Origin of the sequence: Streptomyces sp. NRRL F-5122, from assembly GCF_001507435.1 — a bacterium.
GTDB classification, from domain to species: domain Bacteria; phylum Actinomycetota; class Actinomycetes; order Streptomycetales; family Streptomycetaceae; genus Streptomyces; species Streptomyces lannensis.
Genome location: NZ_LMWH01000172.1, coordinates 1 through 26,649, shown reverse-complemented (window position 1 = coordinate 26,649; position 26,649 = coordinate 1). Strand labels below are relative to the sequence as shown.

The following is a 26,649-nucleotide window of genomic DNA, read 5'->3' as shown; positions in this document are numbered from 1 at the left end:
AACACTGCCAGATCCGACGAGAGCCCAGGAGCCACCACCCCCCATGGACACCCTCGCCTCGACAACGCTGAGTGCGCTGCCCGACCTCTGGGACCGGATCTTCGGAAGCCAGCCCGATCCCGATCTGTGGGTGGTGATCGCCACCCTCGTCGCCGCGCTCACCGTGGTCGTCCCCCACGGCGTATGGCGGATATCGCGCAACACCATCACCATCGCGCACGAGGGCGGCCACGGGCTGGTCGCGCTGCTCACCGGGCGGACGCTGACCGGAATCCGGCTCCACTCCGACACCAGTGGCCTCACCGTCAGCCGCGGCAAGCCGTACGGCCTCGGCATGATCCTCACGGCGGCGGCCGGCTACACCGCTCCCCCGCTCCTCGGACTGGGCGGGGCGGCGCTGCTCGCCGCCGGCCACATCACGCTGCTGCTGTGGCTGGCCACGGCACTGCTCCTGGTGATGCTGGTGATGATCCGCAACGCCTACGGCGTGCTGACCGTGTTCCTCACCGGAGGCACGTTCCTGCTGGTGTCGTGGCTGGCCGGTCCGCAGGTGCAGGCGGCCTTCGCGTACGCGGTGGTGTGGTTCCTGCTGGTCGGCGGCGTGCGGCCGGCCTTCGAACTCCAGGCGAAGCGGTCACGTGGAGGGGCCGGGGACTCCGACGCGGACCAGCTCTCCCGGCTCACCCACGTCCCGGCGGGGCTGTGGCTCTTCTTCTTCCATGTGGTGTCGCTGTGCTCGCTGATGGGCGGAGGCCGTTGGCTGCTGCGGCTCTGACCGGGCCCGGCGCGCCGGCGGTCACAGAGCCGTGACCGCCGGCGCATATATGCACAGCAGATCCGGCCCGACATATCAGACAACGGTTTCGCTCAGATTTCGCCGCTTTTGATCAAGATCTACGGACTGAACCAGCCACTACAGTGGGGCCCATGACCGTGAATCCCGCGCAGACCGCCCCTTGGACCGCCCCGCACGCGAGCGGAGCCGTCGACGCGACGGTCCATGTGCCCGGGTCCAAGTCGGTCACCAACCGCGCCCTGGTCCTCGCAGCCCTCGCCTCCGAGCCGGGCTGGCTGCGCCGGCCCCTGCGCTCCCGCGACACCCTGCTGATGGCGTCGGCGCTGCGCGCGATGGGTGTGGGCATCGAGGAAGGGGTCGGCCCCGACGGCTCGGGCGAGACCTGGCGGGTGATCCCCGCCGCGCTGCACGGCCCGGCCACGGTCGACGTCGGCAACGCCGGCACCGTGATGCGCTTCCTGCCCCCGGTGGCCGCCCTCGCCGACGGCCCCATCCGCTTCGACGGGGATCCGCGTTCCTACGAGCGCCCGCTGAACGGCGTGATCGACGCGCTGCGGATCCTCGGCGCCCGGATCGACGACGACGGCCGCGGGGCGCTGCCGCTGACCGTGCACGGCGGCGGCGCGCTGGACGGCGGCCCGGTGTCGATCGACGCCTCCTCGTCCTCCCAGTTCGTCAGCGCCCTGCTGCTGTCCGCGCCGCGCTTCAACCAGGGCGTCGAGGTCCGCCACACCGGCTCGGCCCTGCCCTCCATGCCGCACATCCGTATGACCGTCGACATGCTGCGCGCGGTCGGTGCCCAGGTGGACACCCCGGAGTCCGGTGGCGAACCCGACGTCTGGCGGGTCACGCCGGGCGCCCTGCTCGGCCGGGACCTGACCGTCGAGCCGGACCTGTCCAACGCCCAGCCGTTCCTCGCGGCCGCGCTGGTGACCGGCGGCAAGGTGGTCGTCCCGGACTGGCCGGCCCGCACGACCCAGCCCGGGGACCGGCTGCGCCAGATCTTCACCGAGATGGGCGGCGCCTGCACCCTGACCGAGCGCGGCCTGGAGTTCACCGGATCGGGTGCCGTCCACGGCATCGACGTGGACCTCGGTGAGGTAGGCGAGCTGACACCCGGCATCGCGGCGGTCGCGGCCCTCGCGGACTCGCCGTCGACCCTGCGCGGCGTGGCCCATCTGCGTCTGCACGAGACGGACCGGCTGGCCGCGCTCACCAAGGAGATCAACGAGCTCGGCGGCGACGTCACCGAGACCGCCGACGGTCTGCACATTCGCCCGCGCCCCCTGCACGGCGGGGTCTTCCACACCTACGACGACCACCGCATGGCCACGGCGGGCGCGATCATCGGACTCGCCGTCGAAGGGGTGCGGATCGAGAACGTGGCGACGACGGCCAAGACGCTGCCGGACTTCCCCGACCTGTGGACCGGGATGCTCGGTGACTGACGGGCGGACCTGAGATCATGCGGCGCTACGGCAAGCACACCGACGAGGACGACATCCGCACCCGTCCGAACCGCAAGGGCAACCGGCCACGCACCAACATCCGGCCCAAGCACGAGGACGCGGCCGAGGGCATGGTGCTCACCGTCGACCGGGGCCGGCTCACCTGCCTCGTCGACGGCCGTGCGATCATGGCGATGAAGGCCCGTGAGCTGGGCCGCAAGGCCGCGGTGGTGGGTGACCGCGTCGCCCTCGTCGGCGATCTGTCCGGCACCAAGGACACCCTCGCCCGTGTCGTCCGGATCGAGGAGCGCGTATCCGTCCTGCGCCGGACCGCCGACGACGACGATCCCTACGAGCGCGTGGTCGTCGCCAACGCCGACCAGCTGGCCATCGTCACCGCGCTCGCCGATCCCGAGCCGCGCCCACGTCTGATCGACCGCTGCCTGGTGGCCGCGTACGACGGTGGCCTGGAACCCCTGCTCGTGATGACGAAGTCGGACCTCGCCCCGCCCGACAAGCTGCTGGAGCTCTACGGGGCGCTGGACATCCCCTATGTCGTCACCAGCCGCGAGGAACTGGAGAACGGCGACGCCGCGGACCGGGTGCGCGCACACCTGGCCGGCAAGACCACGGCCTTCGTCGGCCATTCCGGGGTGGGCAAGACGACGCTGGTCAACGCCCTGGTGCCGGAGGATCGGCGGCGCACGACCGGTCATGTCAACGCGGTGACCGGGCGCGGTCGGCACACCACGACGTCGGCCCTCGCGCTGCCGCTGGAGGTGACCGCGGACTCCTCGCTGCCCGAGCCGGACGGGGGCGGGGAGGGCTGGGTCGTCGACACCCCGGGCGTACGGTCCTTCGGCCTCGCGCACATCGACCCCTCCCGCGTGATCCACGCCTTCCCGGACCTCGAGCCGGGGACCGAGGGCTGCCCCCGGGCGTGCAGCCACGACGAACCGGACTGCGCGCTCGACGCCTGGGTGGCGGAGGGGCACGCGGACCCGGCGCGGCTGTACTCGCTGCGCAGACTGCTCGCCACGCGTGAGCGGAAGGAAGGGGACTGACCTCCGCGGTGTTTGGGTGCGTCGCGGGCAGGTAAATGCTTACCTCGCGCCGGGCCTGCTGCGACCGGACGGGGCAGTCGACGTGGGGATGCGGGAGGACAGGACAATGGCGTGGCTGCTGGTCATCGTGGCGGGGCTTCTCGAGACCGGTTTCGCCGTCTGTCTCAAGCTCTCGCACGGCTTCACCCGGCTCTGGCCGACCGTCGCCTTCTGCGCCTTCGCGCTCGGCAGCTTCGGCCTGCTCACCATGTCCCTGAAGAAGCTGGACGTGGGCCCGGCATACGCGGTGTGGACCGGCATCGGCGCGGCAGGCACGGCGATCTACGGCATGATCTTTCTGGGTGACCTCGTCTCGACCCTGAAGATCGTCTCGATCACCCTGGTGATCGTCGGAGTGATCGGCCTGCAGCTGTCCGGGTCGGCGCACTGAGGGGCGCTTCGCCGGCTGCGCCTCGGCGGGCGCCCGTGCACGCCGTCGTACCGCCCCTGTGCGCTCGGGCGCAATCGGTCAGCGCCGGCCCCGCACCCCCTCGGGCACGCTCCTACCGCACCTGCCGCGGCCAGGTGAACCGCATCAGCTCCGCCACCCCGCCCTCCGCGGGCGGAGCGGTCACGCACGACATTGAGAGCCGGACGGCCAGCTCACAGGACCGGGTGAGCTCCCCGACGTCCCCCTTGACCGCCCCGGGACCGGCGATCACCGCGACGGCCCGGTCGCGGACCAGCGCCACGAAGTCCGACGGCGACGGCAGCGGACCGTCGGCCCGCCGCTGTGCGGGCACCGCGGAAGTCGACGGCACCGCGGACAGCGTCGGCGAGGGCAGCCGCTCGCTCCAGCAGCCGGTGAGCATGGCGCGCACGAGAGGATTGCCACGGGCGGCCGACGCGGTCCACTCGGCGAGCGCGAGCAGCCGTTCACGGGGATCGGCCGGGGCTGCGAGCACACGCTCGACACCGGCCAGGTAACCGTCGGCCTCCCGGCGCACCAGCGCCCGGGCGAGCCCGTCCTTGCTGCCGAATTCGTTGTACAGCGTCTGGCGGGAGACACCGGCCACGGCGGCGACGTCCACCATGCGCACGGCCGACCAGGAGCGGCGCCGGAGCGCCAGATAGGCGGCGTCCAACAGGGATTCCCGCGCTGCAGGCATCTTCGCCTCCCTCGGGGCCGGCGCGGCGGCTCTGACGGACAGGTTTGACGCGCACTCACGCACTGTCAAGGGTTCGCGTGGGCGACGGGGGGCGTGCACCGGCCCTCGCGCTCCCTGATCACCCGGTCGCCGTGCGCACCGCCGTGACGGAACGCCGGACACACCGGAAGATCCGCTCGGGGCGTGTGGCCGCCCGGCGCACTGGGCAGATACCGTTCGGTCATGCCCGACTATCTCGATGACCTGCGGCTCGCCCATGTCCTCGCGGACGCCGCGGACGCGGCGACCATGGACCGGTTCAAGGCCCTCGACCTCAAGGTCGAGACCAAGCCGGACATGACGCCGGTGAGCGAGGCCGACAAGGCCGCCGAGGAGCTGATCCGGGGGCAGCTCCAGCGCGCCCGGCCGCGTGACGCGGTCCTCGGCGAGGAGTACGGCATCGAGGGCACCGGCCCGCGCCGCTGGGTCGTCGATCCGATCGACGGCACCAAGAACTACGTGCGCGGCGTGCCCGTGTGGGCCACGTTGATCTCTCTCATGGAGGCGGGCGAGGGCGGCTTCCAGCCCGTCGTCGGCCTTGTCTCCGCGCCCGCGCTGGGCCGCCGCTGGTGGGCCGCGAAGGGGTACGGCGCGTTCACCGGCCGCAGCCTGTCCTCGGCGTCCCGGCTGCGCGTCTCCCAGGTCTCCCGGCTGTCGGACGCCTCCTTCGCCTATTCCTCGCTGTCCGGGTGGGAGGAGCAGGGCCGGCTGAACGGCTTCCTGGACCTGACGCGCGCAGTGTGGCGCACTCGCGGATACGGGGACTTCTGGCCGTACATGATGGTCGCCGAGGGCTCGATCGACATCTGCGCCGAGCCCGAGCTGTCCCTGTGGGACATGGCGGCGAACGCGATCGTCGTCACGGAGGCGGGCGGCTCCTTCACGGGTCTGGACGGCCGCCCCGGACCGCACAGCGGCAACGCGGCGGCGTCCAACGGCATCCTCCACGACAATCTGCTCGACTATCTGAGCGGCCGGTACTGATGGTCTGCGGTGCCCCGTGCACCGCAGGCGCCCCTGAACTCACGTCGCGCGCCCTCTTGTTGACCCGCCCTTTGCCTGCGACTCTGAGAGTCCCCCCACTTGTGAATTTGTGAAACTTTGCACAGGTTCCCCGGCGGACCGAACCCGACGGCTCCGGAACCGTGCGCCCGAGTGTTTCCCCCGCGTTCCAAGGAGGTGGCTCCGCCCCATGCTCGTCCGCGACGCCATGAGCACGGTGGTCCTCACCGTCGGCCCCGCACACACCCTCCGCCAGGCAGCGTCCCTGATGTCCGCCCGCCGCGTCGGCGCTGCCGTGGTCCTCGACCCGGACGCCGGCGGCATCGGCATCATCACCGAGCGTGACATCCTCAACTCCGTCGGCACGGGCCAGAGCCCGGACGCCGAGCGGGTGCACGCCCACACCACGACGGACGTCGTGTTCGCAACGCCGTCCTGGACCCTCGAGGACGCCGCGAGCGCGATGACTCACGGCGGCTTCCGGCATCTGGTCGTCCTCGAGAGCGGCGAACCGGTCGGTGTCGTCTCCGTCCGCGACATCATCCGCTGCTGGGCACCGACGCGGGAGCGGGTCGGCGCCGCCGCCTCGTAGCCCCGCACACGCGAGCGGGCCGGAATCCCCACAGGGATTCCGGCCCGCCCCCTACGACAAGCGATCCAACCCGGGTCAGCCGCGCAGGGCCTGGACAGCGGCCTCCAGGCGCTTGCCGAAGTCTCCGTCGGCCCGACGGAAGTTCTCGATCGCGCGCTCGGCGATGTCGTCGCGCGAGACCTTGGCGATGAAGCCCGCCAGGTTGCCGATCAGGCGGTCCTTCTCGTCCTGCGACATCAGGCGGTAGAGATTGCCCGCCTGCACGAAGTCGTTGTCCTCGGCGTGCACCGGGGCCTCGTGGTCGCCGGTGCCGGCCGTGAAGCCGTCGAACGACTGCCACAGCGGACGGTCCGTCTGGAAGGGGCCGCCGAAGCTGTTCGGCTCGTAGTTCTTCGCGCCCTTGTGGCGGCCGTCGTACAGGTGACCGTCACGGGAGTGGGTGCGCGCCTCGGTGGCGTGCGGGCGGTTCACCGGCAGGTGGTCGGCGTTGATGCCGACGCGGTAGCGGTGGGCGTCGCCGTAGGCGAAGAGGCGGCCCTGGAGCATCTTGTCCGGCGACGGCCCGATGCCGGGCACGAAGTGGGCGGGGCTGAAGATCGACTGCTCGACCTCGGCGAAGATGTTCTCCGGGTTGCGGTTGAGCTCCAGCTTGCCGATCTCGATCGGCGGGTAGTCCTCGTGCGGCCACACCTTGGTGAGGTCGAACGGGTTGAAGCGGTAGGTCGCCGCGTCGGCCGCGGGCATGATCTGGACCTGCACGGTCCAGCTCGGGTACTCGCCGCGCTCGATGGCCTCGCGCAGGTCGCGCTGGTGGGAGTCGGGGTCCTCACCGGCGATCCTGTTGGCCTCGTCCTGGGTGAGGTTCTTGATCCCCTGGTCGGTCTTGAAGTGGTACTTGACCCAGAAGACCTCGCCGGCCTCGTTGTTCCACTGGTAGGTGTGCGAGCCGTAGCCGTTCATGTGGCGGTACGAGGCGGGGATGCCGCGATCGCCGAACAGCCAGGTCACCTGGTGCGTGGACTCGGGCGACAGACCCCAGAAGTCCCAGACGTTGTCCGCCTCCTGCGAGCCGGTGTACGGGTCGCGCTTCTGGGTGTGGATGAAGTCGGGGAACTTGATGGCGTCCTTGATGAAGAACACCGGGGTGTTGTTGCCGACGAGGTCGTAGTTGCCCTCGTCGGTGTAGAACTTCAGCGCCCAGCCGCGGGGGTCGCGGACGGCGTCCGCGGCACCGAGGTTGCCGGCCACGGTGGAGAAGCGCAGGAACGTCTCGGTCTGCTTGCCGACCTCGGAGAGGAACTTGGCGCGCGTGTACCGGGTGACGTCGGCGGTGACGGTGAAGGTGCCGTAGGCGCCCGCGCCCCGGGCGTGCACCACACGCTCCGGAATGCGCTCGCGGTTGAAGTGCGCGAGCTTCTCCAGGAGGAGCTGGTCCTGAACGAGAACCGGGCCGCCTACGCCCGCGGTCTCGCTGTTCTGGTTGTCGGCGACCGGGGCACCGGCCTCCGTCGTGAGCGGTCCCTGCGTCACGTACGCCTCCTGCGTCTTTCCGTGCAAGTTCTGTCCCTTGGCCAAAGCCGTTCTCGATCCTACAATGGACAATGTCTAAGTCAAGCGGCCCTCCAAAGTCACACCTGTTCGGAATCTGGGCCTCTAGCTGTTAGGCTGGTTGTCATGAGTGACCTGTTGGAACGGCTGCGTGGCCGCGGATGGCGGATGACCGCGCAGCGTCGTGTCGTGGCCGAGGTCCTCGACGGCGAGCACGTCCATCTGACGGCCGACGAGGTGCACGCCCGGGCGGTTGCCAGGCTGCCCGAGATCTCCCGCGCGACCGTGTACAACACGCTGGGTGAGCTGGTCACGCTCGGCGAGGTGCTCGAGGTCGCCACGGACCAGCGTGCGAAGCGGTACGACCCGAACGCGCACCGGCCGCACCACCACCTGGTGTGCGCCCGCTGCGGCTCGATCCGCGACGTCCATCCGACCGGCAACCCGCTCGCCGACCTCCCCGAGTCGGAGCGCTTCGGCTTCATGGTCTCGAACGTCGAGGTGACGTACCGCGGCCTGTGCCCGGACTGCGCGGCGGCGTAGGCAAGGCTCTTCGAAGGGCCCCGGCACCGATCGAGGTGCCGGGGCCCTTCGTCGTACCGGGGCTTTCCGGGGATCACGCGGCGACCTGCTCCGCGGACCGTCCACAAACGATCCAGGGCCGGAACCCTTGATGGGTTCCGGCCCTGGATCTTCAGTAGCGGGGACAGGATTTGAACCTGCGACCTCTGGGTTATGAGCCCAGCGAGCTACCGAGCTGCTCCACCCCGCGTCGGTGAATGGAACATTACGTCAAGGACGCGCACAGAGGCAAATCACTTACTCGGGTGCGCCGGGCGCGCGGCGCTGATCACGCCGTGAGCTCCTGGCGCAGCGCATCCCGCAACCGTGCCGCACGCTCGGACACCTCGTCCGGCCCGAGGGACACCGCGCGGTCCGCCCAGCGCTGCCCCTCGGCCAGCTCGCCCTGACGCGCGTAGACGAGGGCGAGCCGCAGAGCCGCCCGGCCGTGCCCCGCGTTCGCCGCCCGGGTCCACCACAGCGCGGCCTCCGGCTCGCTTCCCTCGCGCGCCAGCAGCAGCCCCAGATTGAACGCGCCGTTGCGGGAGCCGCCCTCCGCCGCCTCCCGGTACCAGCGGGCCGCCTCCACGACGTCGCCACGCGCGGCCGCCAGCATCCCGACCCGCACCTGGGCCCGCCGGTGCCCCTGCGTCGCCGCCCGCTCGTACCACTCCTCGCACTCGGTCTTGCCGTGCGACGGCTCGCCCAGCTCGTGGGCGGGCGCGGGCGGCCGGCGGGCGTCCAGCACGGTCGCCAGCCGGTAGGCCGCCTCCGCGCTGCCGCCGCCCGCGGCGCACCGCAGGTGCCGCTCGGCCGCCTGCTCGTCCCCCTCACGCAGCCGGGCCATGCCGACCTGGAGTGCGGCCTCGGTGTGACCGGCGGCCGCCGCCCGCTCGTACCATCCGAGCGCGGTCTCCTCGTCGCCGCGCCCCGCGAACAGGATCCCGAGGTTGAAGGCGGCGTCGACGCTGCCCGCCTCCGCGGCCTTGGAGAACCACGGTTCGGCGCCCGCCGCGTCCCCGCCCTGGAGCAGCAGGATCGCGAGCGCGTTGGCGGCCTCGCGGTGGCCCGCGTACGCCGCTCGCCGGTACCACTGGTCGGCCTGCGCGGTACGACCCTGCTCGGCGCAGAGCAGTCCGAGGTTGTAGGCGCCGTTGACGTCACCGGCGTCCAGCGCCGCCCGGTACCACCGCTCGGCCGTCTGCGTCTCGCCGCGCTCGGCGTGCAGCGCGCCCAGGGCGTTCGCCGCGTTGCCGTCGCCCTCCTGCGCGGCGCGCAGCCACCACACGGCGGCGCTCTCGGTGTCGCCCGCGTCCCGCAGCAGGAAGCCGAGCGCGCAGGCCGCCCTGGCCTCCCCGTCCTTGGCGCTCGTCAGGTACCAGCGCCCGGCCTCCTTCAGCTCGCCCCGCTTCTCCAGGATCGCGCCCAGGTGCAGCGCGGCGCGCCGGTGCCCGCGCGCCGCGGCCTGCCGGTACCACTGCTCGGCCTCCTCGGGTGCGGACGGCTCGACACCGTTGTCGGCGCCGGCTTCCTGCTCCTGCAGGGCCGTGCGGTCCAGTGCGCGCGCCAGCCGGTAGGCGGCCTCGCGGTGCCCGCGCTCGGCGGCGGCGCGCATCCAGTGCCCGGCACCGTCGTCACCGCGGTGCTCGAGGAGGTCGGCGAGCGCGTAGGCACCGAGGGTGTGGCCCTGTTCGGCGGACTGGCGCAGCCAGTACTCGGCGGCCGGCTCGTCACCGCGCTCGCGGTGGTGGCGGCCGAGCGCGTGTGCGGCCGCGGAGGACCCGGCGACGGCGGCGATCCGCCACCAGCCGGCCGCCTCGTCGGCGTAGCCGCGCTGGTGCAGAAGAACACCCAGGTTGTTGGCGGCGGCACGGTCACCCGCGGCGGTGGCGGCACGCAGATGGGGCTCGGCTCCGTCGAGATCGCCGCGCCGCAGCAGCATTGCCCCGAGAACGCTCATCGCCTCGACGTCGCCGGCCTCGGCGGCGAGCCGTTGGCGCGCCTCCTCGGCGGCCTCGCCGGTCTCGTCCTGACCGGCGGACTGCGCATTTCGCCCCGTCCCGAACAGAGCCGCCTTCTCCCCCATAACGTCCATCGTCGCACCACCTGCAACCCGGGTACACCTGGTATACCGCAGCCAGTGAGGTCACTTCAGCGTTTTGTCGACATGCCCACAGAGAGACAAGTCAAACACAGAATGGCCAACTCCCCCCGTAAGCGGTCGCACTTCACGAGAGTCGGCAGGTCACGCCGTACTCCACGTCGTGTCGCGCGCACGTGGAGGGCCCGGATCCTTGATCAGGATCCGGGCCCTCGACTTCAGTAGCGGGGACAGGATTTGAACCTGCGACCTCTGGGTTATGAGCCCAGCGAGCTACCGAGCTGCTCCACCCCGCGTCGTTGTCTGGCAACCGTATCACGACGCGGGAGGGGCTCCTGGTTCACCCTCCGCCGGAAGCGCTCGGACTGCCGCTCGGCGAACTGCTCGGCGAGGCGCTCGAACCGGCGGGCGGTTTGCCGCCGCCGGTCCCGCCGGCCTTGGACTGCGCCTCCTCGGCCCGCTTCAGCGCGTCCTGGAGGTCCTTCTGGGCATCGCCGTACGCCTTCCAGTCACCCTTCTTCAGGGCCTCCTGCCCCGCGTCGAATGCCTTCTGGGCGTCGCCCAGCGCCTGTTGGACGGTCGGATTACCGGACGGCGGTGGTTTGGTGGTGCCGGTCTCGGGCGGTGTGGGAGTCGAACTCTCCGGGCCGAAGACCTTGTTGAGGGCCTGGTCGAGCGTGTCCTCGAAGGCGGTGCTGCCGCCGTAGGTCACCAACACCTTGCGCAGGAGCGGGTACTTCAGTTCGCCACCGCGTACGTAGACCGGCTCCACGTAGAGCAGGCCTCCGTCGAGCGGAACGGTGAGCAGGTTTCCGTACTCGATCTCGGAGTCGCCGCCTCTGATGAGCCGGACGAACTCGGCGATGTTCTGCTGCGAGTTGGAGTTGAACTGGCTCTGCACCTGTTTCGGGCCGCCGACGGTCTTGCTCGTCGGCAGTTTGAGGACTCTGATCTTGCCGTAGTCGCTCGTGCCCGCCTCGGAGTCGACCGCCATGAAGGCGCTCAGGTTGTCCCGGCCGTTGGGGGTGAAGGTCGTCGTCAGGGAGAACGCCTGCGACTGCTGGTCGGGCATCTTCATGCTCAGGTAGTACGGCGGCACGGCGTTGCCCGACTTGTTGGTCGGGTCGTCGGGCACCTGCCAGACCTCGCTGCCGCTGAGGAAGGTCTGGGCGTCCTTGACGTGGTAGCGGGTCAGCAGCTCGCGCTGGACCTTGAACAGGTCCTGCGGGTACCGCAGATGGGACATGAGCGACGACGAGATGTCGGCCCTCGGCTTCACGGTGCCCGGGAACGCCTTCATCCAGGTCTTCAGGACCGGGTCCTCGGTGTCCCACTGGTAGAGCTTGACCTCGCCGGTGTACGCGTCGACGGTCGCCTTCACCGAGTTGCGGATGTAGTTGACCTGGTTCTGCTGGGCCACCACCGCGCGCTGGGTGTTGCCCGCGGTCAGCGAGTCCGCCGTCGTGTCGCCGAGGGTGGTACGGGAGGCGTACGGATAGCCGTTCGTCGTGGTGTACGCGTCGACGATCCACTGGATGCGGCCGTCGACGACCGCCGGGTAGGCATCGCCGTCGATGGTCAACCAGGGCGCGACCGCCTCGACGCGCTCCTTGGGCGTGCGGTTGTACAGGATGCGCGAGCCGTCGCCGATGGCGCCCGAGTACAGGATCTGCGGCTCGCTGAACGCGACGGCGTAGGCGGCCCGGTTGATCGGGCTGGAGAGGCTGACCCCGCTCTTGGCCCGGTAACTGGTGGTCTTCTCGCCGCTGTCGTCGGAGTAGTCGATCTCCTTCTGGGGACCGCCGACGATCGAGTACGTGGAGGTCTTCTCGCCGTAGTAGATCCGCTGCTCGTAGGAGGGCAGGTCGCCGCTGGACGGCAGATCGGACTCGGTGAAGACGGGCTGGCCGTTGGAGTCGGCGGTGGTGCCCTTGGCGGCGACGACGCCGAAGCCGTGGGTGTAGCGGAAGTGGTCGTTGATCCAGTTCTGCTTCGGGATGCCCCGGAGGTTCAGCTCGCGCAGACCGATGACCGTGTCCTGGTCCTTGCCGTCCTTGTTGTAACGGTCGACGTCGAGGTTGGTCGGGAACGCGTAGTAGTTCTTCATCTGCTGAAGCTGCTGGAACGTCGGGGAGACGATGTTCGGGTCCAGCAGGCGGATGCTCGCCGCCGTGTCCACGTCGTCGCGCAGCGTGCTCTTGTCCTTGGTGTCGCTCTCGCCCGCGTACTCGGTGACCTGGGTGCTGTCGATGCCGTAGGCGTCGCGCGTCGCCTTGATGTTCTTGTCGACGTACGGGGCTTCCTTGGCCTGCTCGTTCGGCTGGACCTGGAACTTCTGGACTATCGCCGGGTACAGACCGCCGATCAGGATCGCGGAGAGCACCATCAGGCCGAAGCCGATGACGGGCAGCTGCCAGGTGCGCCGCCACAGGGTGGCGAAGAAGAGCAGCGCGCAGATGACCGCGATGCAGAACAGGATGGTCTTCGCCGGCAGATAGGCGTTGGCGTCGACGTACCTCAGGCCCGTCCAGTTGCCGGTCGCCTTGAAGTCGCTGGACTTCACGGCGAGGCCGTAGCGGTCGAGCCAGTAGGCGACCGCCTTCAAAGCGACGAAGACGCCCAGCAGCACCGAGAGATGACCGGTCGCGGCGGCCGTGGCACGCGCTCCGGGTGACGTGATCCGCAGACCGCCGTACAGGTAGTGCGTGAGCGCGGCGGCGATCAGCGACAGCACGGTGGCGGCGAAGCCGAATCCGAGCAGGAAGCGGTACCAGGGCAGGTCGAAGGCGTAGAAGGCCACGTCCAGGTGGAACTGGGGGTCCTTCTGGTGGAAGGGCACGCCGTTGACCCACATCAGCCAGGTCCGCCACTGGCTGGAGGCGGACGCGCCCGCGATCAGACCCACCAGGGCGGTGATCCCGAGCAGCAGCCACTTCTTGTAGGGCGCGATCCCCATGCGGTAGCGGTCGAGGCTCTGCTGCTCCATGGACATGGCGCTCAGCGGCGGACGAAGCCGGTGCGCGAGCCAGATGTTGAAGCCGACCGCGGCCGCCATCAGCAGACCGAAGACGAAGAAGAGCCCGATCTTGGTCCACAGCGTGGTCGTGAACACGGACGAGTAGTTCACCGACCGGTACCAGAGCCACTGCGTCCAGAAGCCGGCGAACATGACGAACGCCATGCCGAGGACGGCGAGGACCCCCAGTGTCATGAGCAGGGTCCGGGCTCGCCGGGACGGGCGGCCCACTCTGATCCGCGGCCCCGTGGGGCCTCCGCCGCGGTCCGGCATCTGGAAAGCCAAGGTGCGCACCTCGAAGTTAGCTGTTGATTCCTCAGGCCCCCGTGAACGCGGACCATGATCGGGGCTCCACGACGGCGGAGCCCCACCTATGCAACTTACTGGCGCTTTACTCGGTTCCCGGATCCGGGTGAGAACGAGGCAGGATTGTGACCATGTCCAACACTCCCATGGCAGCGAACCCCCTCACCCGGGCCGTGCTCGAGATCGACGAGTACGCCGCCGGCCTCGGCTGGGACCAGCCCGCTCGCCTCTTCGCCCTCGTCGACACCACGCGGCTGCGGGCCCAGGAACCCCTGCTCGCGGCCCAGCTCGGTCTGGAGGAGGAGTCCGGGAACACCGGTCTCACTCCGGTCGAGCAGGACGAGATCCCCGCCGACCGTCCCCTGGACGAGTTCCTCGGCACCATCGCCTGGCCCGACGCGGTGGCCGGCTGCGCGCTCACCGTGGAGCGGCTGATGCTTCCGCCGTCCGCCGAGAACGCGGTCCCCGACGGCCTGGGCGAGAGGGAACTGGCGAAGTGGGTGGCCGGGCACCCGGACCGCCAGGAGGTGCGGATGACGGTGGCCGTCCTGCGGGACGGCACGCGGGAGTCGGCGCTGCGGCTGCGCGAGAAGGACTCCCCGACGGAGGTGCTGACGGGTCCTGACCTGGTTCCGGGTCTGGCGGATGCGTTGTCGGCGACGTTCGAGGAGTGAGCGCTGCCCGGACGTGACGAGGGGCGCCCCGATGCCCCGGGGCGCCCCCTCGTCACGTCGTCGGCGGAAGGTGTCAGCCCTTGGCCGAGCACTTCGGCAGGGCGGCGGTGTCGCCGGTGCGGATGTCCTTGAGGGCGTTCAGCGCGTCATCGATGGTGTCGACCTTGACGAGCGTGAGCCCACCGGGGGTGTCCTTGGCCGCGGCCGCGCAGTTGTCCTTGGGTGTCAGGAAGTACTGGGCGCCCATGCTGCGCGCGCCGACCGTCTTCATCTCGATGCCGCCGATCGGACCGACCTTGCCGGCGTCGTCGATGGTTCCGGTGCCGGCCACGAACTTGCCGCCGGTGAGGCTGCCCGGGGTGAGCTTGTCGTAGATGCCGAGCGCGAACATCAGACCGGCGCTCGGTCCGCCGACGTCGGCGAGCTTGATGTCGATGGTGAACGGGAACGTGTGATCGGTCCCGGCGGAGATCCCCACGATGGCCCGCTGCTGGCCGCTGTCGTGGGACTTCGCCGTGGTGATCGTCACATCCTGGGTCTTGGTGGCCGTGGTGTGCGCCTTCTCGGCGGCGGCCTGTTCCTTCGCGGGGACGATCGTGAAGACCACGTTCTCGCCGGGCTTGTGCTTGGTGACCAGCTTGGCCACGTCGTCGGGCGCCTTCACGGCCGACCCGTCGACGGCCTTGATCACGTCCCCTGCGTGCAGCCTGCCCTCGGCGGGCGATCCCTTGAGCACCGTGGCGACGATCACCCAGGACTTCACGGGGACGTCGAGCTCCTTCAGAGCGGCGACCTTCGCGCTCTCCTGGGACTGGCTGAACTCCTCGGCGTTCTCCTGGGTGGACTGCTCCTCGGTCTTGCCGTCCGGGTAGAGCGTGTCGTGCGGAACGACCTTGCTGTCGTGCGCGAGCCATCCGTAGACGGCCTCGACCAGGTTCATGTTGTAGTCGGCGCTGGTGACCCGGACCGTGGTCATGTTCAGGTGCCCGGTCGTCGGATAGGTCTTGCGCCCGGAGATCTGCAGCACCGGCTCGCCGTCGTGCTCGTCGAGGGTGTTCACCGTCGGACCCGGGGACATCTCCGAGTACGGCACTCTGATGAACACCCCCGCGCACAGGAGCGCGATCAGCATCAGGGTCGACGCGAGCATCGTCGCGGTGCGGCGTGGCATGGAACGACAGTACGGGACGGTGCGGTAAGCGCACCGTCGGGGCCGTCCGTCCGGGCGGCCCGGGAGCCGTCAGCCGCCCGAGTGGGACTTCTCCATGGCCTCGCGGAATCGTGCGTATCCGGCGAGTTCGGATCCGTCGCCCGACACTTTCCCGTTGCGACTGGCCCAGGTACCCCACACTCCGGCACCGACAGCGGCCAAAAGCGGAATCAGCAACCAGGCGAGCGCCGCCATGCCGACCTCCCATCCCCATGAGCGACCGCAACTGACTGATCAGCAGATTAATCGTCTGCCATGTCAACGCTCACGCCAGGGGTACGGTTACGCAACCGGAATCCGGGTGCGGGGTCCACGACCCGATGGGTGGTACCGCCGTGGTCCGACTGGAGCCATGGGAGTCGGCCGCCGGGGTCAGCAGGCGCCGACCCACTCCTCGGTGCCGTCGGAGAACGTCTGGTGCTTCCAAATGGGCACCTCGTGCTTGAGGTCGTCGATCAGCTTGCGGCAGGCGTCGAATGCTTCGCCGCGGTGCGGGCAGGCCACGGCCACGACGACGGCCAGGTCTCCGACGCTCAGAGCCCCCACGCGGTGCACGGCCGCGAGCGCCCGTACGGGAAACTCGGCGACGACCTTCTCGGCGACCCGCCGCAGCTCGGCCTCGGCGCCGGGATGGGACGAATACGCCAGCTTGTCCACATCGGCCCCGCCGTCGTGGTTGCGCACGGTCCCGACGAACAGCGCGGTCCCTCCGGCCGCGTCGTCCCCGACCGCATTGAAGACCTCGTCGAGGGAGAGCGGGGTGTCGCGGACGGCGAGCAGCTTGATGGGGTCGTGCGCCGCCTGCTCACCGGGGTGATCGCTGTGGGAAGCCATGTCCCCATCGTGCCGTACACCGGGGACGGTGAGGAACGGTCGGTTCGGTTCACCCGGCACACGCGCGTGGCCTTCGAAGCCTCCCGCGGGCGTCCGGAGGAGGGAGCCCGGCGTCCGCGGGGCCCGGCCACCAGGGGGCGGCGAAGGGCCCACCGGGTCGCACCACCGGAGCCCGCCCCGGCGTACCCGCGGGCCTCAGGCGCGCCGCCGCGCCTTCCGTGCCCGCCGCACCACCGCGGCCGCGCCGAGCAGCGCGACCGTCGCACCCGCGGCCCCCGCCGCCGTCACGTCCTTGCGTCCGAGCCGCCGGCCCGCCACGGTGTGCCGCCCGGACACCTCCTCCAGCAGCTCCGCGAGGACCTCCTCGTTCGTCCACTGCGGACGCCACCCGGCGTCGTGCAGCCGGCTCCCGCTCACCACCCAGGGGTACATCGTGTACGCCAGGTCCCCCGCGGGTGAGGGCGTGAGGCCGATCCGGTGAAGCCGGGCCGCCGCACCCAGGGCGACCGCGGACGGCAGCTCCATCCGCCGGATCCCGCTGAGCTCCTCGACCTCCTCCTGCTCCAGCCATCCGTCGCACCCGACGGCCAGTTCCCCCTCCACCTTCTCCAGGACGGCGTACTCGAGGGCGCTGCACAGGTCCTCGACGTGGCAGAACTGCCAGGCGGGCCTCGATCCCGCCACCACCAGCAGCCGGGGTGACTCGAAATACCTGGTCAACGCGGTGTCGGTGCCCCCGACCAGGACGGCGGGCCGGACGACGGTGACGTTGAGCCCGGGATGGGCCCGCGGCGCCCGGCGGGCGAGCCGCTCGATCTCCAGCAGGTCCCCGACGCCGGTCGCCTCCGCGGTCGCCCGCAGCTCGGCGTCCTCGGCGAGCGGCAGCTCGTTCTCCGGCAGCGCCCCGTACACCATCGCGGACGTGCACAGCACCACCCGGTGCACCCCGGCCGCAGCGGCGGCCGTCAGCACGGTCTGCGTCCCCCGGACGTTGTACGCCGTGCGCGCCGCGGTGTCCGTCTCCAGATCGAGGTCGAGGGCCAGGTGCACCACCACGTCGGCGCCCCGCAGCTTCTCCGCGATCGCCGGGTCCCTCACGTCCAGGATGTGCCACTGGGCAGCCGCGCACTCTCCGCGCCGCTCGTCGATGGCCACGACCTGCTTGATCTCGTCGGAGGCGGCGAGCTGCTCCGTGAGCAGCGCGCCCACGCCGGACGCCGCGCCGGTGACGGCGACGACGGGGCCGCGGACTCCGGAGGACTCGCCGGTACGCTGCGGTGCCGCATGCGGACGGTCGCCGGGCGAAGTGCGGGTCGAATGGTTTCGCGCTGCGCGAACCTGCGGATCTGGGGAACTCACCGGGCGTCTCCAGCGGTTGTCTTCAGTACGAACGCGAAGCACGCGTGCAAACCAGTTGGCATCCATCCTGCCGCAGGCCAGGTGTCGGCGAAGCACCCAGGCCCGATCGGGCCCGGGTGTCTACGCTGGGTGGTGTTGTCGGGCAGCCAGCCGCCGGAAGGAACCGGTGGCCTTACCAGCCGAGGAATCCCGTGAGTGACACCCCATTCGGATTCGGCCTTCCGCCGGAGGAGCCGGAGAACGGCGACGAGGGCAAGAAGAAGGACCAGGAGAGCGGTGGTGGTCAGGGTCCGGCCAACCCGTTCGGATTCGGGTCGCCCGGAGCCGGTGGTGCCGGCGCCGACAACCCGCTCGCCGCGATGTTCGGATCCCTGAACCCCACCGACCTGGGCGCGGCCTTCCAGCAGCTCGGGCAGATGCTCTCCTACGAGGGCGGCCCGGTGAACTGGGACATGGCCAAGCAGATCGCCCGCCAGACGGTCTCCCAGGGCACCCAGGACGGCACGAAGGACGCGAGTGTGAGCCCCGGCGAGCGCTCCTCCGTGGAGGATGCCGTCCGCCTGGCCGACCTGTGGCTCGACGACGCGACGTCGCTGCCTTCCGGCGCCGCCTCCGCCGTGGCCTGGAGCCGCGCGGAGTGGGTGGAGGCGACCCTTCCCGTCTGGAAGGACCTCGTCGACCCGGTCGCCGAGCGCGTCGGCGCGGCCATGGGCGACGTCCTGCCGGAGGAGATGCAGGCCATGGCGGGCCCGCTGATCGGCATGATGCGCTCCATGGGCGGCGCCATGTTCGGTACGCAGATCGGGCAGGCCGTCGGCGTGCTCGCGGGCGAGGTCGTCGGCTCGACCGACATCGGCCTGCCGCTCGGGCCGGCCGGCAAGGCCGCGCTGCTGCCGCTGAACATCGAGGCGTTCGGCAAGGACCTGGGCATCCCCAAGGACGAGGTGCGGCTGTATCTGGCCCTGCGCGAGGCCGCCCACCAGCGCCTGTTCGCGCACGTGCCGTGGCTGCGCTCCCATCTGTTCGGGGCGGTCGAAGGCTACGCGCGCGGCATCAAGGTGGACACGGCGAAGCTGGAGGACGTGGTCGGCCAGTTCGACCCGCAGAACCCCGAAGAGCTGCAGCAGGCACTCCAGCAGGGCATGTTCCAGCCGGAGGACACCCCGGAGCAGAAAGTGGCCCTGGCCCGTCTGGAGACGGCGCTCGCGCTCGTCGAGGGCTGGGTGGACGCGGTGGTGCACGCGGCGGCGAAGCCCCGCCTGTCGTCCGCGGACGCGCTGCGCGAGACCCTGCGCCGCCGCCGCGCCACGGGCGGCCCGGCCGAGCAGACGTTCGCGACGCTGATCGGTCTGGAGCTGCGCCCGCGCCGGCTGCGGGACGCCTCGCGGCTGTGGGCGTCGCTCACGGACGCGCGCGGCGTCGACGGCCGGGACGGCCTGTGGGCCCACCCGGACATGCTGCCGACCGCCTCCGACCTGGACGACCCCGACGGCTTCGTGCACCGGGAGCAGCTGGACTTCTCCGAGCTGGACAAGATGCTCGGTGAGGCCGCGGGCGGCTCTGCCGGGAAGCCCGACCTGACGAAGAAGGACGACGCCGAGGACGGCGGGGCCAAGGGCGACGACGCCGAGTGAGCCTCCACGACGACGCGGTCCTCGTCCTGAAGGGGTACGAGGACCAGGAGGATCTGCGCGGCGTCTACCTGGAGCATCTTCGGACGCACCCGGACGGCATGTGGAAGGCCTGCGAGGACGGGCACATCACGGCGAGCGCCATGGTGATCGACCCCGAAGGCGGCCGCGTGCTGCTGACCCTCCACGGGAAGCTGCGGATGTGGCTGCAGATGGGCGGTCACTGCGAGCCGGAGGACCCGGACCTCGCCTCCGCGGCGCTGCGGGAGGCGACCGAGGAGTCCGGCATCGAGGGGCTGACCCTGCTGCCCGGCGGCCCGGTGCGCCTGGATCGCCATCACACGCCGTGTGCCTGGCATCTTGATGTGCAGTACGCGGCGCTCGCACCGGCCGGGGCCCTCGAGGCGATCAGCGACGAATCGCTGGACCTGCGCTGGTTCCCCTACGGTCAGGTGGCGGACGTGGCGGACAAATCGGTTGTACTGCTCATGGAGGCGACCAGGCGGAGGCTCGGCGTGTGAGCCCGAGGACGGACGGGGCGACCACGCCTGCGGTCGCCCTCGCCCCGTCCTCGACGGTCAGCTCCAGACGTTGCCCTGGTTCTGGCCGCGCGCCCCCTGCTGGCCCATGCCGTACTGGGCGCGCAGCCCCTGCCCGATCACCGCGTTCTGCGGCGGCAGCAGTTCGCTGGGCTGGACGAGCGCGAAGCCGCTGCCCATGAAGCTGAGCTCCCAGCCCTCACCGGTGTTGCCGCGCCGGCGCCACACTCCCGAGGAGTGCGTCTGGGCCTGCATCTGCACCCGCAGGCCGGTCGACCAGGCAACGATCGCGTCGGCGTCGCAGTTGACGTACTTGTCCGGCGTGACCTGCATCAGCAGGGGAGCGCCCGACGTCATCAGCGCGACCTTGCCACGGCCGGTGATGTTGAGCTGGTACTTGCCCGAGCCGGAGATGCCGTACTGGCTGTCCACGGCGATGACCTCGTGGTGCAGCGAGGAGTCCATCGCCAGGACGTAACTGCTGTCGACGGTCAGCCCGTCCTGCTCGACGTCCATGATGTGCACATGCTGGGCGAGATTGGCGAGGTAGACCGTGCCCTGCCCGTGACAGCGCATCAGGTCCAGGCCCTCCCCCGTGTACGCCCGGGCACGGTGCTGGCCGCCGCTCTGGTACTCGGCGTCGAACTCGACGAGCCCCTGGTAGGCGACCATCGTGCCCTTGCGGGCCAGGACGTCGTCGTGGCCCTCCAGCAGGACGCGCAGCATCTGCGAGTTCTGCAGGCTGTAGCGCTCCTGGGTCTGCTGCTCGTTGTAGCCGAAAAGCGTGCTCTGCATGATGTGCGACTTCCCCCTCAGCCCCGGAACCGGAGGCGGTCGGTGCTGTCCTCGCTGGGCTGGACGACGACGATGCCCTGCCCGGAGAACGCCATCTGGTACGCCTCTCCGCTGCCGCGCCCGATGAGCGACTGCGCCTTGAAGCTGCGCTTGCCCTTCACCTTCAGGTTCGGCGACCAGGCCACGAGGGCGTCCGGGTCGACATAGGTCTCGTCCTCGCCGCCGCCGCAGTCGACGACGATCGGTTCGCCCCGGGAGGTCAGCGCGACCCAGCCCTGACCGGAGATCTTGGTGTTCCACAGGCCCTGCCCGGCGAACTTGGCGAGCCCCTTGACGCGTTCGACACCCCACTGCAGGTTCGCGTCGAAGGCGAGCAGATTGGTGGCGTTGACGGAGATCGCCTCTCCGGCCAGGTTGATGACGACGACGTTCGCCCCGTAGTCGGCGAGGTAGAGCAGTCCGTCGCCGGAGCACTTCATCAGGGGCGCGCCCTCGCCGGTGATCCAGTCCCGGGCGATCTGACGTACCGCGGGCGGGTTGGGCTCGTACTGGATGAACCCTTCGTAGGCGATCACCGACCCCACGCGCGCGAGGAGGTCGTGTCCGGTCTGCATGGCGACCTTCAGCATGTGGCTGCCGTGGTTCTCCATGCGGGCGCTGACGGGTGCGGGAGCGAAGCCCGCGAGCGGCTGGTTCATGACGGGCTCCCTCAGACCTCGTAGGGCTGGACGACGACGAAGCTGCCGGGCGCCGCCCGGAACTGGAGGTTGACGCTCTCCCCGGTGTCGCCGGGGTAGGCGTTGCGGCGCATCCGCACCTGGCTGGAGACGACCACCTGGGCGGCGGCCGACCAGGCGACGACGGCGTTGCAGTCGGCGAACGTCGTCGGGGTGACGGGCAGCACCACGGGCGCCCCGTGCGTCTTCACCACGATCGTGCCCGTGCCCTGGAACTGCATCGTGAACAGGGCTCCACCGGGGATGCCGTGCCCTTCGATACGCCGGACCTCGTACTGGAGGGACTCGTCGAAGGCGAGGACGTTCTCCGCGGAGACGCAGATCGCGTCACCCTGGAGCTCGATCGGGTGCAGATGGGTGGCGTTCTCCGCGAGGAACACCTGGCCGTGTCCCGTGCAGCGCATGAGCTGCATCTCCTGGCCGGTCGCGTTGCCCACGATCCGCCCGGCGAAGCCCGCGCCCTTGTAGCTGAAGCCGACCTTGCCCTGGTACAGCACCATGCTGCCCTGCCGCGCCAGCACGGGCTGAGCGCCGATACCGAGGTCGACGCGGACCAGCTTCTTGTTCTGCTGGGTCCACCGCTGCCCGGTCGGCGTCTCCTTGAAGGCCTGCAACGCGCCGGCCACCCCGGCGGCCTGCGGGGCCTGCTGGGGAACTCCGTACGCGGAGGGTGCCGCCGGCACACCGGGGTGCTGTCCCGGAACCTGTCCGTACGGCGCCTGCTGACCGTAGCCGGGCGGCGCGGACGGGGCCTGCTGGCCGTAGCCGGGCGGCAGCGGCGCGGACGGCTGACCGCCGTAACCGGGCGGCGGGCCGGGCTGCCCCGGCGGCTGGGCGTAGGGTGCGGGCCCCGGCGGCGGCACCGCCCCGCCGGGGGGTGTGGTCAGGGGCGCGATGATGGTCGGCGCGGCATGCACGGAGGGCGCCGGAGCGGGGGCCGGCGGCGGCACAAAGCCCTGCGGTGCGGGCTGCTGCGGGGCCGGCGCGGGGGGCGGGACGGGCGCGGACGGGGCGGCGAACGCAGGAGGCGCGGCGGCCTGGGCGGGCGGGGCGAACCCCGGGGCGGCACCGGACTGCGGCTGCTGCGGCGGCGCGGGGGTCTCCTCCTCGAGGGCCTCGCCGCCGAAGTTCTTCAGCAGCGCGTCGAGGCCGCCGTCGAAGCCCTGGCCGACCGCGGCGAACCGCCAGACGTCCTTGAGATAGAAGTCGCCCAGCATGACGGCGCGTTCGGTTGAGAACTCCGAGCCGTTGAAGGAGTACCGGGCGACCTCCTCGCCACCGGCGACGATCCGCAGGTATCCGGGAGCGACCTGCGACATCTGCCCGGCGCCGTCGATCGTCGCCGTGAACGACAACTTCTGGATCTGCGACGGGATCCTGTCGAGCGTCACCCGGAAGGACTCCGTGTCGCCCGCCTGGGCACCGAGGAGCTGAATGGACTCCTCCGGCGTCTTCGGCTGGTTGAAGAAGACGAAGTACCGGTCGTCCGAGAGCCGTTCGTCTGCGTCCAGACCGAAGCAGCTGATGTCGAAGCTCAGTCCGGGTCCGGTGATCTGCACACCTACATACAGATCCGTGCCCGCGGTGAGGTCACTGATCCTGGCCTTGTGGCCGCGTTGGAATTCCCTGGCCATGCGTAACGACCGTCCCCCATCCCGAATGTGAGTGCGTCGCGTCAGGCTAACCGGAAACGCCCGGAACGGACGCGGCCGGTACAGACCCGGTACACAACCGCTTCCCCGGCGGCACCGGGGCGGCACTGGCACCTCCGAACGGCGTCCGCCGGGTTGCCGACTACTCCTCGTCGGGGGCGGGCTGGTGCGGCAGCCGGTCGGCGGCGACCACTCCCTCGAGGTAACCGCGGGCACGCTCCGTGCGCGGATACGCCTCCAGCAGCCTCCAGAAGCGCGGCCCGTGACCCGGCACGAGCAGATGTGCGAGCTCGTGCAGCAGCACATAGTCGACGACGTACTCGGGCATGCCCTGCAGCCGGTGCGACAGACGGATGCTGCCCTCGGCCGGCGTGCACGAGCCCCAGCGTGTGTTCTGGTTGGTGACCCAGCGCACCGAGGCCGGTCGCGCCCGCCCGCCGAAGTACTGCTCGGAAAGCCGCTCGGCGCGTGACGCCAGCTCGGTGTCGCCGATCACCCGCTTGCTCTCCTGGGCGGCCAGCTTGGCGAGCATGACCGTCACCCAGCGCTGCTCCTCCGCCTCGGACATACGGGCAGGGATGAGCACGACGGTGCGATCTCCCTCGCGGTACGCGGACACCGTCCGGCGGCGTCGCGCGCTCCTGCGTACCTCGATCGCGCTCGCCCCCGAGCCGCTCGGCGGCAGGCTGGTCGTGCTGCGCTGTGGCGTTCCGGCGCGGTGCAGTGGGTCGGCGGACACGCCCCGACGTTACCTGCTCGGCCCCGGGGAAGTCCCGCCCCCGGTACGGATCCCTGCCGATCCGCGACCTGCGCGCTTGACTTGTACGACCAATCCACCCGCCTGTGGACAACTTTCCGCACGCCCCCGCCCTCCCCAGGCATGCTGTCCCACATCGGCAGACCGCAACATCCACCACTCAATGCTGACACATCACTACAAAGGGGCCGCCCATGCATCCGATGGTGAAGCCCGCGCTGCGGCGCGGCTGGCGCGATCTGAACACCCGTGCAGTTCGGGATGGCACCCGCGCACGCCATGGTCCTCGGCCCCATGGACACCCAGACAGGCAGCTTTCTCGACCTGCTCGACGGCACCCGCGGACTGCCGCTGCTGCGCGAGGAGGCCCAGCGCGCGGGCCTGCCCGAGGGCCATGTCGACGCCCTCGTCGACAACCTCAGCACCGCGGGACTGCTCGACGACGCCACCGGCGGCGGCCCCCAGGCGCAGGACCTGCGTGCCAGGACCGGAGTCCTCGACCGCCTCCGTCCCGATCTGGCCTCCCTGTCACTGACCACCCGCACACCGGGTGAAGCCGCCCGGCGCCTGGCCGCGCGTCGCTGTCTGCGGATCCAGGTGCGAGGCGCGGGCCGCGTCGGAGCCGTCCTCGCCGCACTGCTCGCAGCCGCGGGCGTCGGCGAGGTCGACGTCCGCGACACCGGCCACGTCGAACCGTGGGACGTGGGACCGGGCGGACTGCCGGCCGACTCCGTCGGCGAGCGACGGGAGGACGCGGCCCGCCGCGCGGTACGCGGCGCCGCCCCCGGCCGGCCACCGCGCCGGCAGAAACCCTCCCGGCGCTCCCGCCACGACGAACAGGCCCCGGCCCACTCCCTCGTGATCATCACCCCGCGCGACGGCGTCGACATCCACGCGCCCGACCCGTTCACCGCCGAACCGCTCATCACCTCGGGGACGCCTCATCTGTACGCCGGCGTCGTCGAGGGCACAGGAGTCGTCGGCCCGTTCGTCCTCCCGGGCGAGACGAGCTGCGCGGGCTGCCTCCACCAAGGCCGCGCCGACCGGGACGAGACCTGGCCGCGCCTGGTCGCGCAATGGCGCTCCGGACGCGCGCCGCAGGTCCAGCCATGCGATCTCGCGCTGGCCACCGCCGTCGCAGGCATCGCCGCCTGCCATGCGCTCGCCTTCCTGGACGGCCACATGCCCTCCAGCGCGAGTGCCCGCTGGGAAGCCTCCGTGCCCAAGCTCGACTGGCATGCGCGACCCGTCTGGCCCCACCCCGCATGCCCGTGCGGCGCGGCGGAGAGAGGTAAAGGGGAACGCACCTCAAAGGACGCGGAGCCGCACGAGACAATGGCGGAGCAACGGCCGCCGAGAAATCTGTCCCGCAAGGCACACGCGGCACGGCTGTCTGGGACTTGGAGGGCGCATGTCTGATCTTCCCCGGAAGGCGGTCACCCGGACCGCCAAGCTCGCCGCGCTCCCGCTCGGCTTCGCCGGCCGGGCGACCTGGGGACTCGGCAAACGGATCGTGGGCGAATCCGCGGAGCTCGTCGGCCGGGAACTCCAACAGCGCACCGCCGAGCAGCTGTTCAAGGTGCTCGGCGAGCTGAAGGGCGGCGCGATGAAGTTCGGGCAGGCCCTGTCCGTCTTCGAGTCGGCGCTCCCCGAGGAGGTCGCCGGACCCTACCGCGCCGCCCTGACCAAACTTCAGGAAGCGGCCCCGCCGATGCCCACGCGCACCGTGCACGGCGTGCTGAAGGAGCGCCTCGGCGACGACTGGCACGAGCTGTTCCTGGAGTTCGAGGACAAGCCCGCGGCGGCGGCCTCGATCGGCCAGGTGCACCGCGCGGTGTGGCACGACGGGCGCGAGGTCGCGGTCAAGGTGCAGTACCCGGGGGCGGGCGACGCCCTGCTCTCCGACCTGAGCCAGCTCAGCCGCTTCGCCCGTCTCCTCGGCCCCCTGATCCCCGGCATGGACATCAAGCCGCTGATCGCGGAGCTGCGCGACCGGGTCTCCGAGGAACTGGACTACGGCCTGGAGGCCCAGGCCCAGCAGGCGCACGCGGAAGAGTTCGCGGGCGACCCGGACGTGATGGTCCCGGCCGTGGTCCACCAGTGCGACCAGGTCCTGGTGACGGAGTGGGTCGAGGGAATACCGCTGTCCGAGGTGATCTCCGACGGCACCCAGGAGCAGCGGGACCGCGCGGGTCAGCTGCTGGCCCGCTTTCTCTTCTCGGGCCCGGCCCGCACGGGCCTGCTGCACGCCGATCCGCACCCGGGCAACTTCCGCCTGCTGCCGGGGTCCGGCGACAGCACCCAAAAGGAGCAGTGGCGGCTCGGTGTCCTGGACTTCGGCACCGTCGACCGGCTGCCGGGCGGCCTTCCCGCCCCCATCGGCGACTCCCTGCGCATGACCCTGGAGGGCGACGCCCGATCGGTCTATGAACTCCTGTGCGAAGAGGGCTTTGTGAAGGAGTCCATCGAACTCGATCCCGACGCGGTGCTCGACTATCTCCTCCCGATCATCGAGCCGGCCCAGGTCGACGAGTTCACCTTCACCCGAAGCTGGATGCGCAGCCAGGCGGCCCGGATCGCCGACCCGCGCTCCCCCGCCTATCAGCTGGGCAAACGGCTGAACCTGCCCCCGGCGTACCTGCTCATACACCGGGTGACGCTGAGCACGATCGGCGTGCTGTGCCAGCTCGGTGCGACGGTCCGCCTGCGGGACGAGCTGGAGGAGTGGCTGCCGGGCTTCCTGCCCGAGGAGGAGCACGCCGCGGAGGCGTGACTTGGGCTGCTCGGGTTTGTGGGGAGGGAGGGGTGGGGGCGGGGCGGGGGGAGGCCCCCACAAGAAG

The 26,649-nt window shown here is 70.8% G+C and carries 22 protein-coding genes, 2 tRNA genes and 1 pseudogene; 12 read left to right on the top strand and 13 right to left on the bottom strand.

Annotated features, from left to right (window positions below; translation table 11 throughout):
• The first annotated feature begins 43 nt into the window (after positions 1-43).
• From ADL25_RS18150 to ADL25_RS18135, 4 genes are all read left to right on the top strand, one after another.
• A complete protein-coding gene (locus ADL25_RS18150; protein WP_059128797.1) occupies positions 44-775 on the top strand; it encodes a M50 family metallopeptidase in 732 nt (243 codons plus the stop codon).
• Between the two features lie 152 nt (positions 776-927).
• The gene (gene aroA / locus ADL25_RS18145; protein WP_059128796.1) at positions 928-2,244 is read left to right on the top strand and encodes a 3-phosphoshikimate 1-carboxyvinyltransferase; all 1,317 of its coding nucleotides are present in this window, start codon (positions 928-930) and stop codon (positions 2,242-2,244) included.
• Between the two features lie 17 nt (positions 2,245-2,261).
• A complete protein-coding gene (rsgA, locus tag ADL25_RS18140; RefSeq protein WP_059128795.1) occupies positions 2,262-3,308 on the top strand; it encodes a ribosome small subunit-dependent GTPase A in 1,047 nt (348 codons plus the stop codon).
• Between the two features lie 106 nt (positions 3,309-3,414).
• Positions 3,415-3,738: a DMT family transporter gene (locus tag ADL25_RS18135; protein ID WP_059128794.1), complete on the top strand. Its 324-nt coding sequence runs from the start codon at positions 3,415-3,417 to the stop codon at positions 3,736-3,738.
• Positions 3,739-3,850: 112 nt separating this feature from the next.
• Here ADL25_RS18135 and ADL25_RS18130 read toward each other — a convergent pair whose 3' ends face one another.
• Positions 3,851-4,456, bottom strand: coding sequence for a TetR/AcrR family transcriptional regulator (locus tag ADL25_RS18130; protein WP_059128793.1), 606 nt, complete (start codon positions 4,454-4,456; stop codon positions 3,851-3,853).
• A 222-nt stretch (positions 4,457-4,678) separates the two neighbouring features.
• Here ADL25_RS18130 and hisN point away from each other — a divergent pair, with 222 nt between their 5' ends.
• Both hisN and ADL25_RS18120 read left to right on the top strand, forming a co-directional pair.
• Positions 4,679-5,479: a histidinol-phosphatase gene (hisN, locus tag ADL25_RS18125; RefSeq protein WP_059128904.1), complete on the top strand. Its 801-nt coding sequence runs from the start codon at positions 4,679-4,681 to the stop codon at positions 5,477-5,479.
• 208 nt (positions 5,480-5,687) lie between these two features.
• Positions 5,688-6,089 carry a cyclic nucleotide-binding/CBS domain-containing protein gene (locus ADL25_RS18120; RefSeq protein WP_059128792.1) on the top strand — a complete coding sequence of 134 codons (402 nt, stop codon included), beginning with the start codon at positions 5,688-5,690 and terminating at the stop codon, positions 6,087-6,089.
• A gap of 75 nt (positions 6,090-6,164) precedes the next feature.
• On the opposite strand, the gene ADL25_RS18115 is transcribed toward ADL25_RS18120, so the two are convergent.
• The gene (locus tag ADL25_RS18115; protein ID WP_059128903.1) at positions 6,165-7,646 is read right to left on the bottom strand and encodes a catalase; all 1,482 of its coding nucleotides are present in this window, start codon (positions 7,644-7,646) and stop codon (positions 6,165-6,167) included.
• A gap of 117 nt (positions 7,647-7,763) precedes the next feature.
• Here ADL25_RS18115 and ADL25_RS18110 point away from each other — a divergent pair, with 117 nt between their 5' ends.
• Entirely contained in the window at positions 7,764-8,180 is a 417-nt protein-coding gene (locus ADL25_RS18110; RefSeq protein ID WP_059128791.1) for a Fur family transcriptional regulator, read from the top strand.
• Between the two features lie 155 nt (positions 8,181-8,335).
• On the opposite strand, the gene ADL25_RS18105 is transcribed toward ADL25_RS18110, so the two are convergent.
• The 4 genes from ADL25_RS18105 to ADL25_RS18090 all read right to left on the bottom strand — a co-directional run bounded on the left by ADL25_RS18105 (position 8,336) and on the right by ADL25_RS18090 (position 13,609).
• Positions 8,336-8,409, bottom strand: a tRNA-Met gene (locus ADL25_RS18105).
• 78 nt (positions 8,410-8,487) lie between these two features.
• Positions 8,488-10,293: a TPR domain-containing protein gene (locus tag ADL25_RS18100; protein ID WP_059128790.1), complete on the bottom strand. Its 1,806-nt coding sequence runs from the start codon at positions 10,291-10,293 to the stop codon at positions 8,488-8,490.
• 228 nt (positions 10,294-10,521) lie between these two features.
• Positions 10,522-10,595, bottom strand: a tRNA-Met gene (locus ADL25_RS18095).
• Positions 10,596-10,639: 44 nt separating this feature from the next.
• Positions 10,640-13,609, bottom strand: coding sequence for a UPF0182 family protein (locus tag ADL25_RS18090; RefSeq protein WP_079050439.1), 2,970 nt, complete (start codon positions 13,607-13,609; stop codon positions 10,640-10,642).
• Positions 13,610-13,752: 143 nt separating this feature from the next.
• On the opposite strand from ADL25_RS18090, the gene ADL25_RS18085 reads away from it, so the two are divergent.
• Complete coding sequence (locus ADL25_RS18085) at positions 13,753-14,295, top strand: PPA1309 family protein (protein ID WP_059128789.1); 543 nt, start codon at positions 13,753-13,755, stop codon at positions 14,293-14,295.
• Between the two features lie 73 nt (positions 14,296-14,368).
• On the opposite strand, the gene ADL25_RS18080 is transcribed toward ADL25_RS18085, so the two are convergent.
• The 3 genes from ADL25_RS18080 to ADL25_RS18070 all read right to left on the bottom strand — a co-directional run bounded on the left by ADL25_RS18080 (position 14,369) and on the right by ADL25_RS18070 (position 17,698).
• On the bottom strand, positions 14,369-15,466 hold the full coding sequence (locus tag ADL25_RS18080) for a PDZ domain-containing protein (RefSeq protein WP_059128788.1): 1,098 nt from the start codon (positions 15,464-15,466) through the stop codon (positions 14,369-14,371).
• Positions 15,467-15,877: 411 nt separating this feature from the next.
• The gene (locus ADL25_RS18075; RefSeq protein WP_059128787.1) at positions 15,878-16,339 is read right to left on the bottom strand and encodes a molybdenum cofactor biosynthesis protein MoaE; all 462 of its coding nucleotides are present in this window, start codon (positions 16,337-16,339) and stop codon (positions 15,878-15,880) included.
• A 195-nt stretch (positions 16,340-16,534) separates the two neighbouring features.
• On the bottom strand, positions 16,535-17,698 hold the full coding sequence (locus ADL25_RS18070) for an SDR family oxidoreductase (protein ID WP_059128786.1): 1,164 nt from the start codon (positions 17,696-17,698) through the stop codon (positions 16,535-16,537).
• A gap of 191 nt (positions 17,699-17,889) precedes the next feature.
• Here ADL25_RS18070 and ADL25_RS18065 point away from each other — a divergent pair, with 191 nt between their 5' ends.
• Together ADL25_RS18065 and ADL25_RS18060 are read left to right on the top strand one after the other, a co-directional pair.
• Positions 17,890-19,332 (top strand): zinc-dependent metalloprotease, encoded by a 1,443-nt coding sequence (locus tag ADL25_RS18065; protein ID WP_059128785.1) that lies wholly within the window; start codon positions 17,890-17,892, stop codon positions 19,330-19,332.
• The gene (locus tag ADL25_RS18060; RefSeq protein ID WP_059128784.1) at positions 19,329-19,850 is read left to right on the top strand and encodes an NUDIX hydrolase; all 522 of its coding nucleotides are present in this window, start codon (positions 19,329-19,331) and stop codon (positions 19,848-19,850) included. The genes ADL25_RS18065 and ADL25_RS18060 overlap by 4 nt, the downstream gene beginning before the upstream one ends.
• A 57-nt stretch (positions 19,851-19,907) precedes the next feature.
• Here the strand turns inward: ADL25_RS18060 and ADL25_RS18055 are convergent, their stop codons facing one another.
• The 4 genes from ADL25_RS18055 to ADL25_RS18040 all read right to left on the bottom strand — a co-directional run bounded on the left by ADL25_RS18055 (position 19,908) and on the right by ADL25_RS18040 (position 23,791).
• On the bottom strand, positions 19,908-20,663 hold the full coding sequence (locus ADL25_RS18055) for an AIM24 family protein (protein ID WP_059128783.1): 756 nt from the start codon (positions 20,661-20,663) through the stop codon (positions 19,908-19,910).
• 17 nt (positions 20,664-20,680) lie between these two features.
• On the bottom strand, positions 20,681-21,361 hold the full coding sequence (locus ADL25_RS18050) for an AIM24 family protein (RefSeq protein WP_059128782.1): 681 nt from the start codon (positions 21,359-21,361) through the stop codon (positions 20,681-20,683).
• Between the two features lie 11 nt (positions 21,362-21,372).
• The gene (locus tag ADL25_RS18045; protein ID WP_059128781.1) at positions 21,373-23,034 is read right to left on the bottom strand and encodes a TerD family protein; all 1,662 of its coding nucleotides are present in this window, start codon (positions 23,032-23,034) and stop codon (positions 21,373-21,375) included.
• A 160-nt stretch (positions 23,035-23,194) separates the two neighbouring features.
• Positions 23,195-23,791: a M48 family metallopeptidase gene (locus ADL25_RS18040; RefSeq protein WP_059128780.1), complete on the bottom strand. Its 597-nt coding sequence runs from the start codon at positions 23,789-23,791 to the stop codon at positions 23,195-23,197.
• Positions 23,792-24,003: 212 nt separating this feature from the next.
• Between ADL25_RS18040 and ADL25_RS18035 the strand changes: the two are divergent.
• Positions 24,004-25,228 (top strand): annotated as a pseudogene (locus ADL25_RS18035) (TOMM precursor leader peptide-binding protein).
• Entirely contained in the window at positions 25,221-26,582 is a 1,362-nt protein-coding gene (locus ADL25_RS18030; RefSeq protein WP_059128779.1) for an ABC1 kinase family protein, read from the top strand. Before ADL25_RS18035 ends, ADL25_RS18030 begins: the two are co-directional and overlap by 8 nt.
• The last annotated feature ends 67 nt before the right edge of the window (positions 26,583-26,649 follow it).

Coding starts and splice junctions, on each gene's coding strand:
- ADL25_RS18150 (WP_059128797.1), top strand. CDS start 44: ATGGACACCCTCGCCTCGACAACGCTGAGTGCGCTGCCCGACCTCTGG.
- aroA (WP_059128796.1), top strand. CDS start 928: ATGACCGTGAATCCCGCGCAGACCGCCCCTTGGACCGCCCCGCACGCG.
- rsgA (WP_059128795.1), top strand. CDS start 2,262: ATGCGGCGCTACGGCAAGCACACCGACGAGGACGACATCCGCACCCGT.
- ADL25_RS18135 (WP_059128794.1), top strand. CDS start 3,415: ATGGCGTGGCTGCTGGTCATCGTGGCGGGGCTTCTCGAGACCGGTTTC.
- ADL25_RS18130 (WP_059128793.1), bottom strand. CDS start 4,456: ATGCCTGCAGCGCGGGAATCCCTGTTGGACGCCGCCTATCTGGCGCTC.
- hisN (WP_059128904.1), top strand. CDS start 4,679: ATGCCCGACTATCTCGATGACCTGCGGCTCGCCCATGTCCTCGCGGAC.
- ADL25_RS18120 (WP_059128792.1), top strand. CDS start 5,688: ATGCTCGTCCGCGACGCCATGAGCACGGTGGTCCTCACCGTCGGCCCC.
- ADL25_RS18110 (WP_059128791.1), top strand. CDS start 7,764: ATGAGTGACCTGTTGGAACGGCTGCGTGGCCGCGGATGGCGGATGACC.
- ADL25_RS18100 (WP_059128790.1), bottom strand. CDS start 10,293: ATGGACGTTATGGGGGAGAAGGCGGCTCTGTTCGGGACGGGGCGAAAT.
- ADL25_RS18085 (WP_059128789.1), top strand. CDS start 13,753: ATGTCCAACACTCCCATGGCAGCGAACCCCCTCACCCGGGCCGTGCTC.
- ADL25_RS18080 (WP_059128788.1), bottom strand. CDS start 15,466: ATGCCACGCCGCACCGCGACGATGCTCGCGTCGACCCTGATGCTGATC.
- ADL25_RS18075 (WP_059128787.1), bottom strand. CDS start 16,339: ATGGCTTCCCACAGCGATCACCCCGGTGAGCAGGCGGCGCACGACCCC.
- ADL25_RS18055 (WP_059128783.1), bottom strand. CDS start 20,663: ATGCAGAGCACGCTTTTCGGCTACAACGAGCAGCAGACCCAGGAGCGC.
- ADL25_RS18050 (WP_059128782.1), bottom strand. CDS start 21,361: ATGAACCAGCCGCTCGCGGGCTTCGCTCCCGCACCCGTCAGCGCCCGC.
- ADL25_RS18045 (WP_059128781.1), bottom strand. CDS start 23,034: ATGGCCAGGGAATTCCAACGCGGCCACAAGGCCAGGATCAGTGACCTC.
- ADL25_RS18030 (WP_059128779.1), top strand. CDS start 25,221: ATGTCTGATCTTCCCCGGAAGGCGGTCACCCGGACCGCCAAGCTCGCC.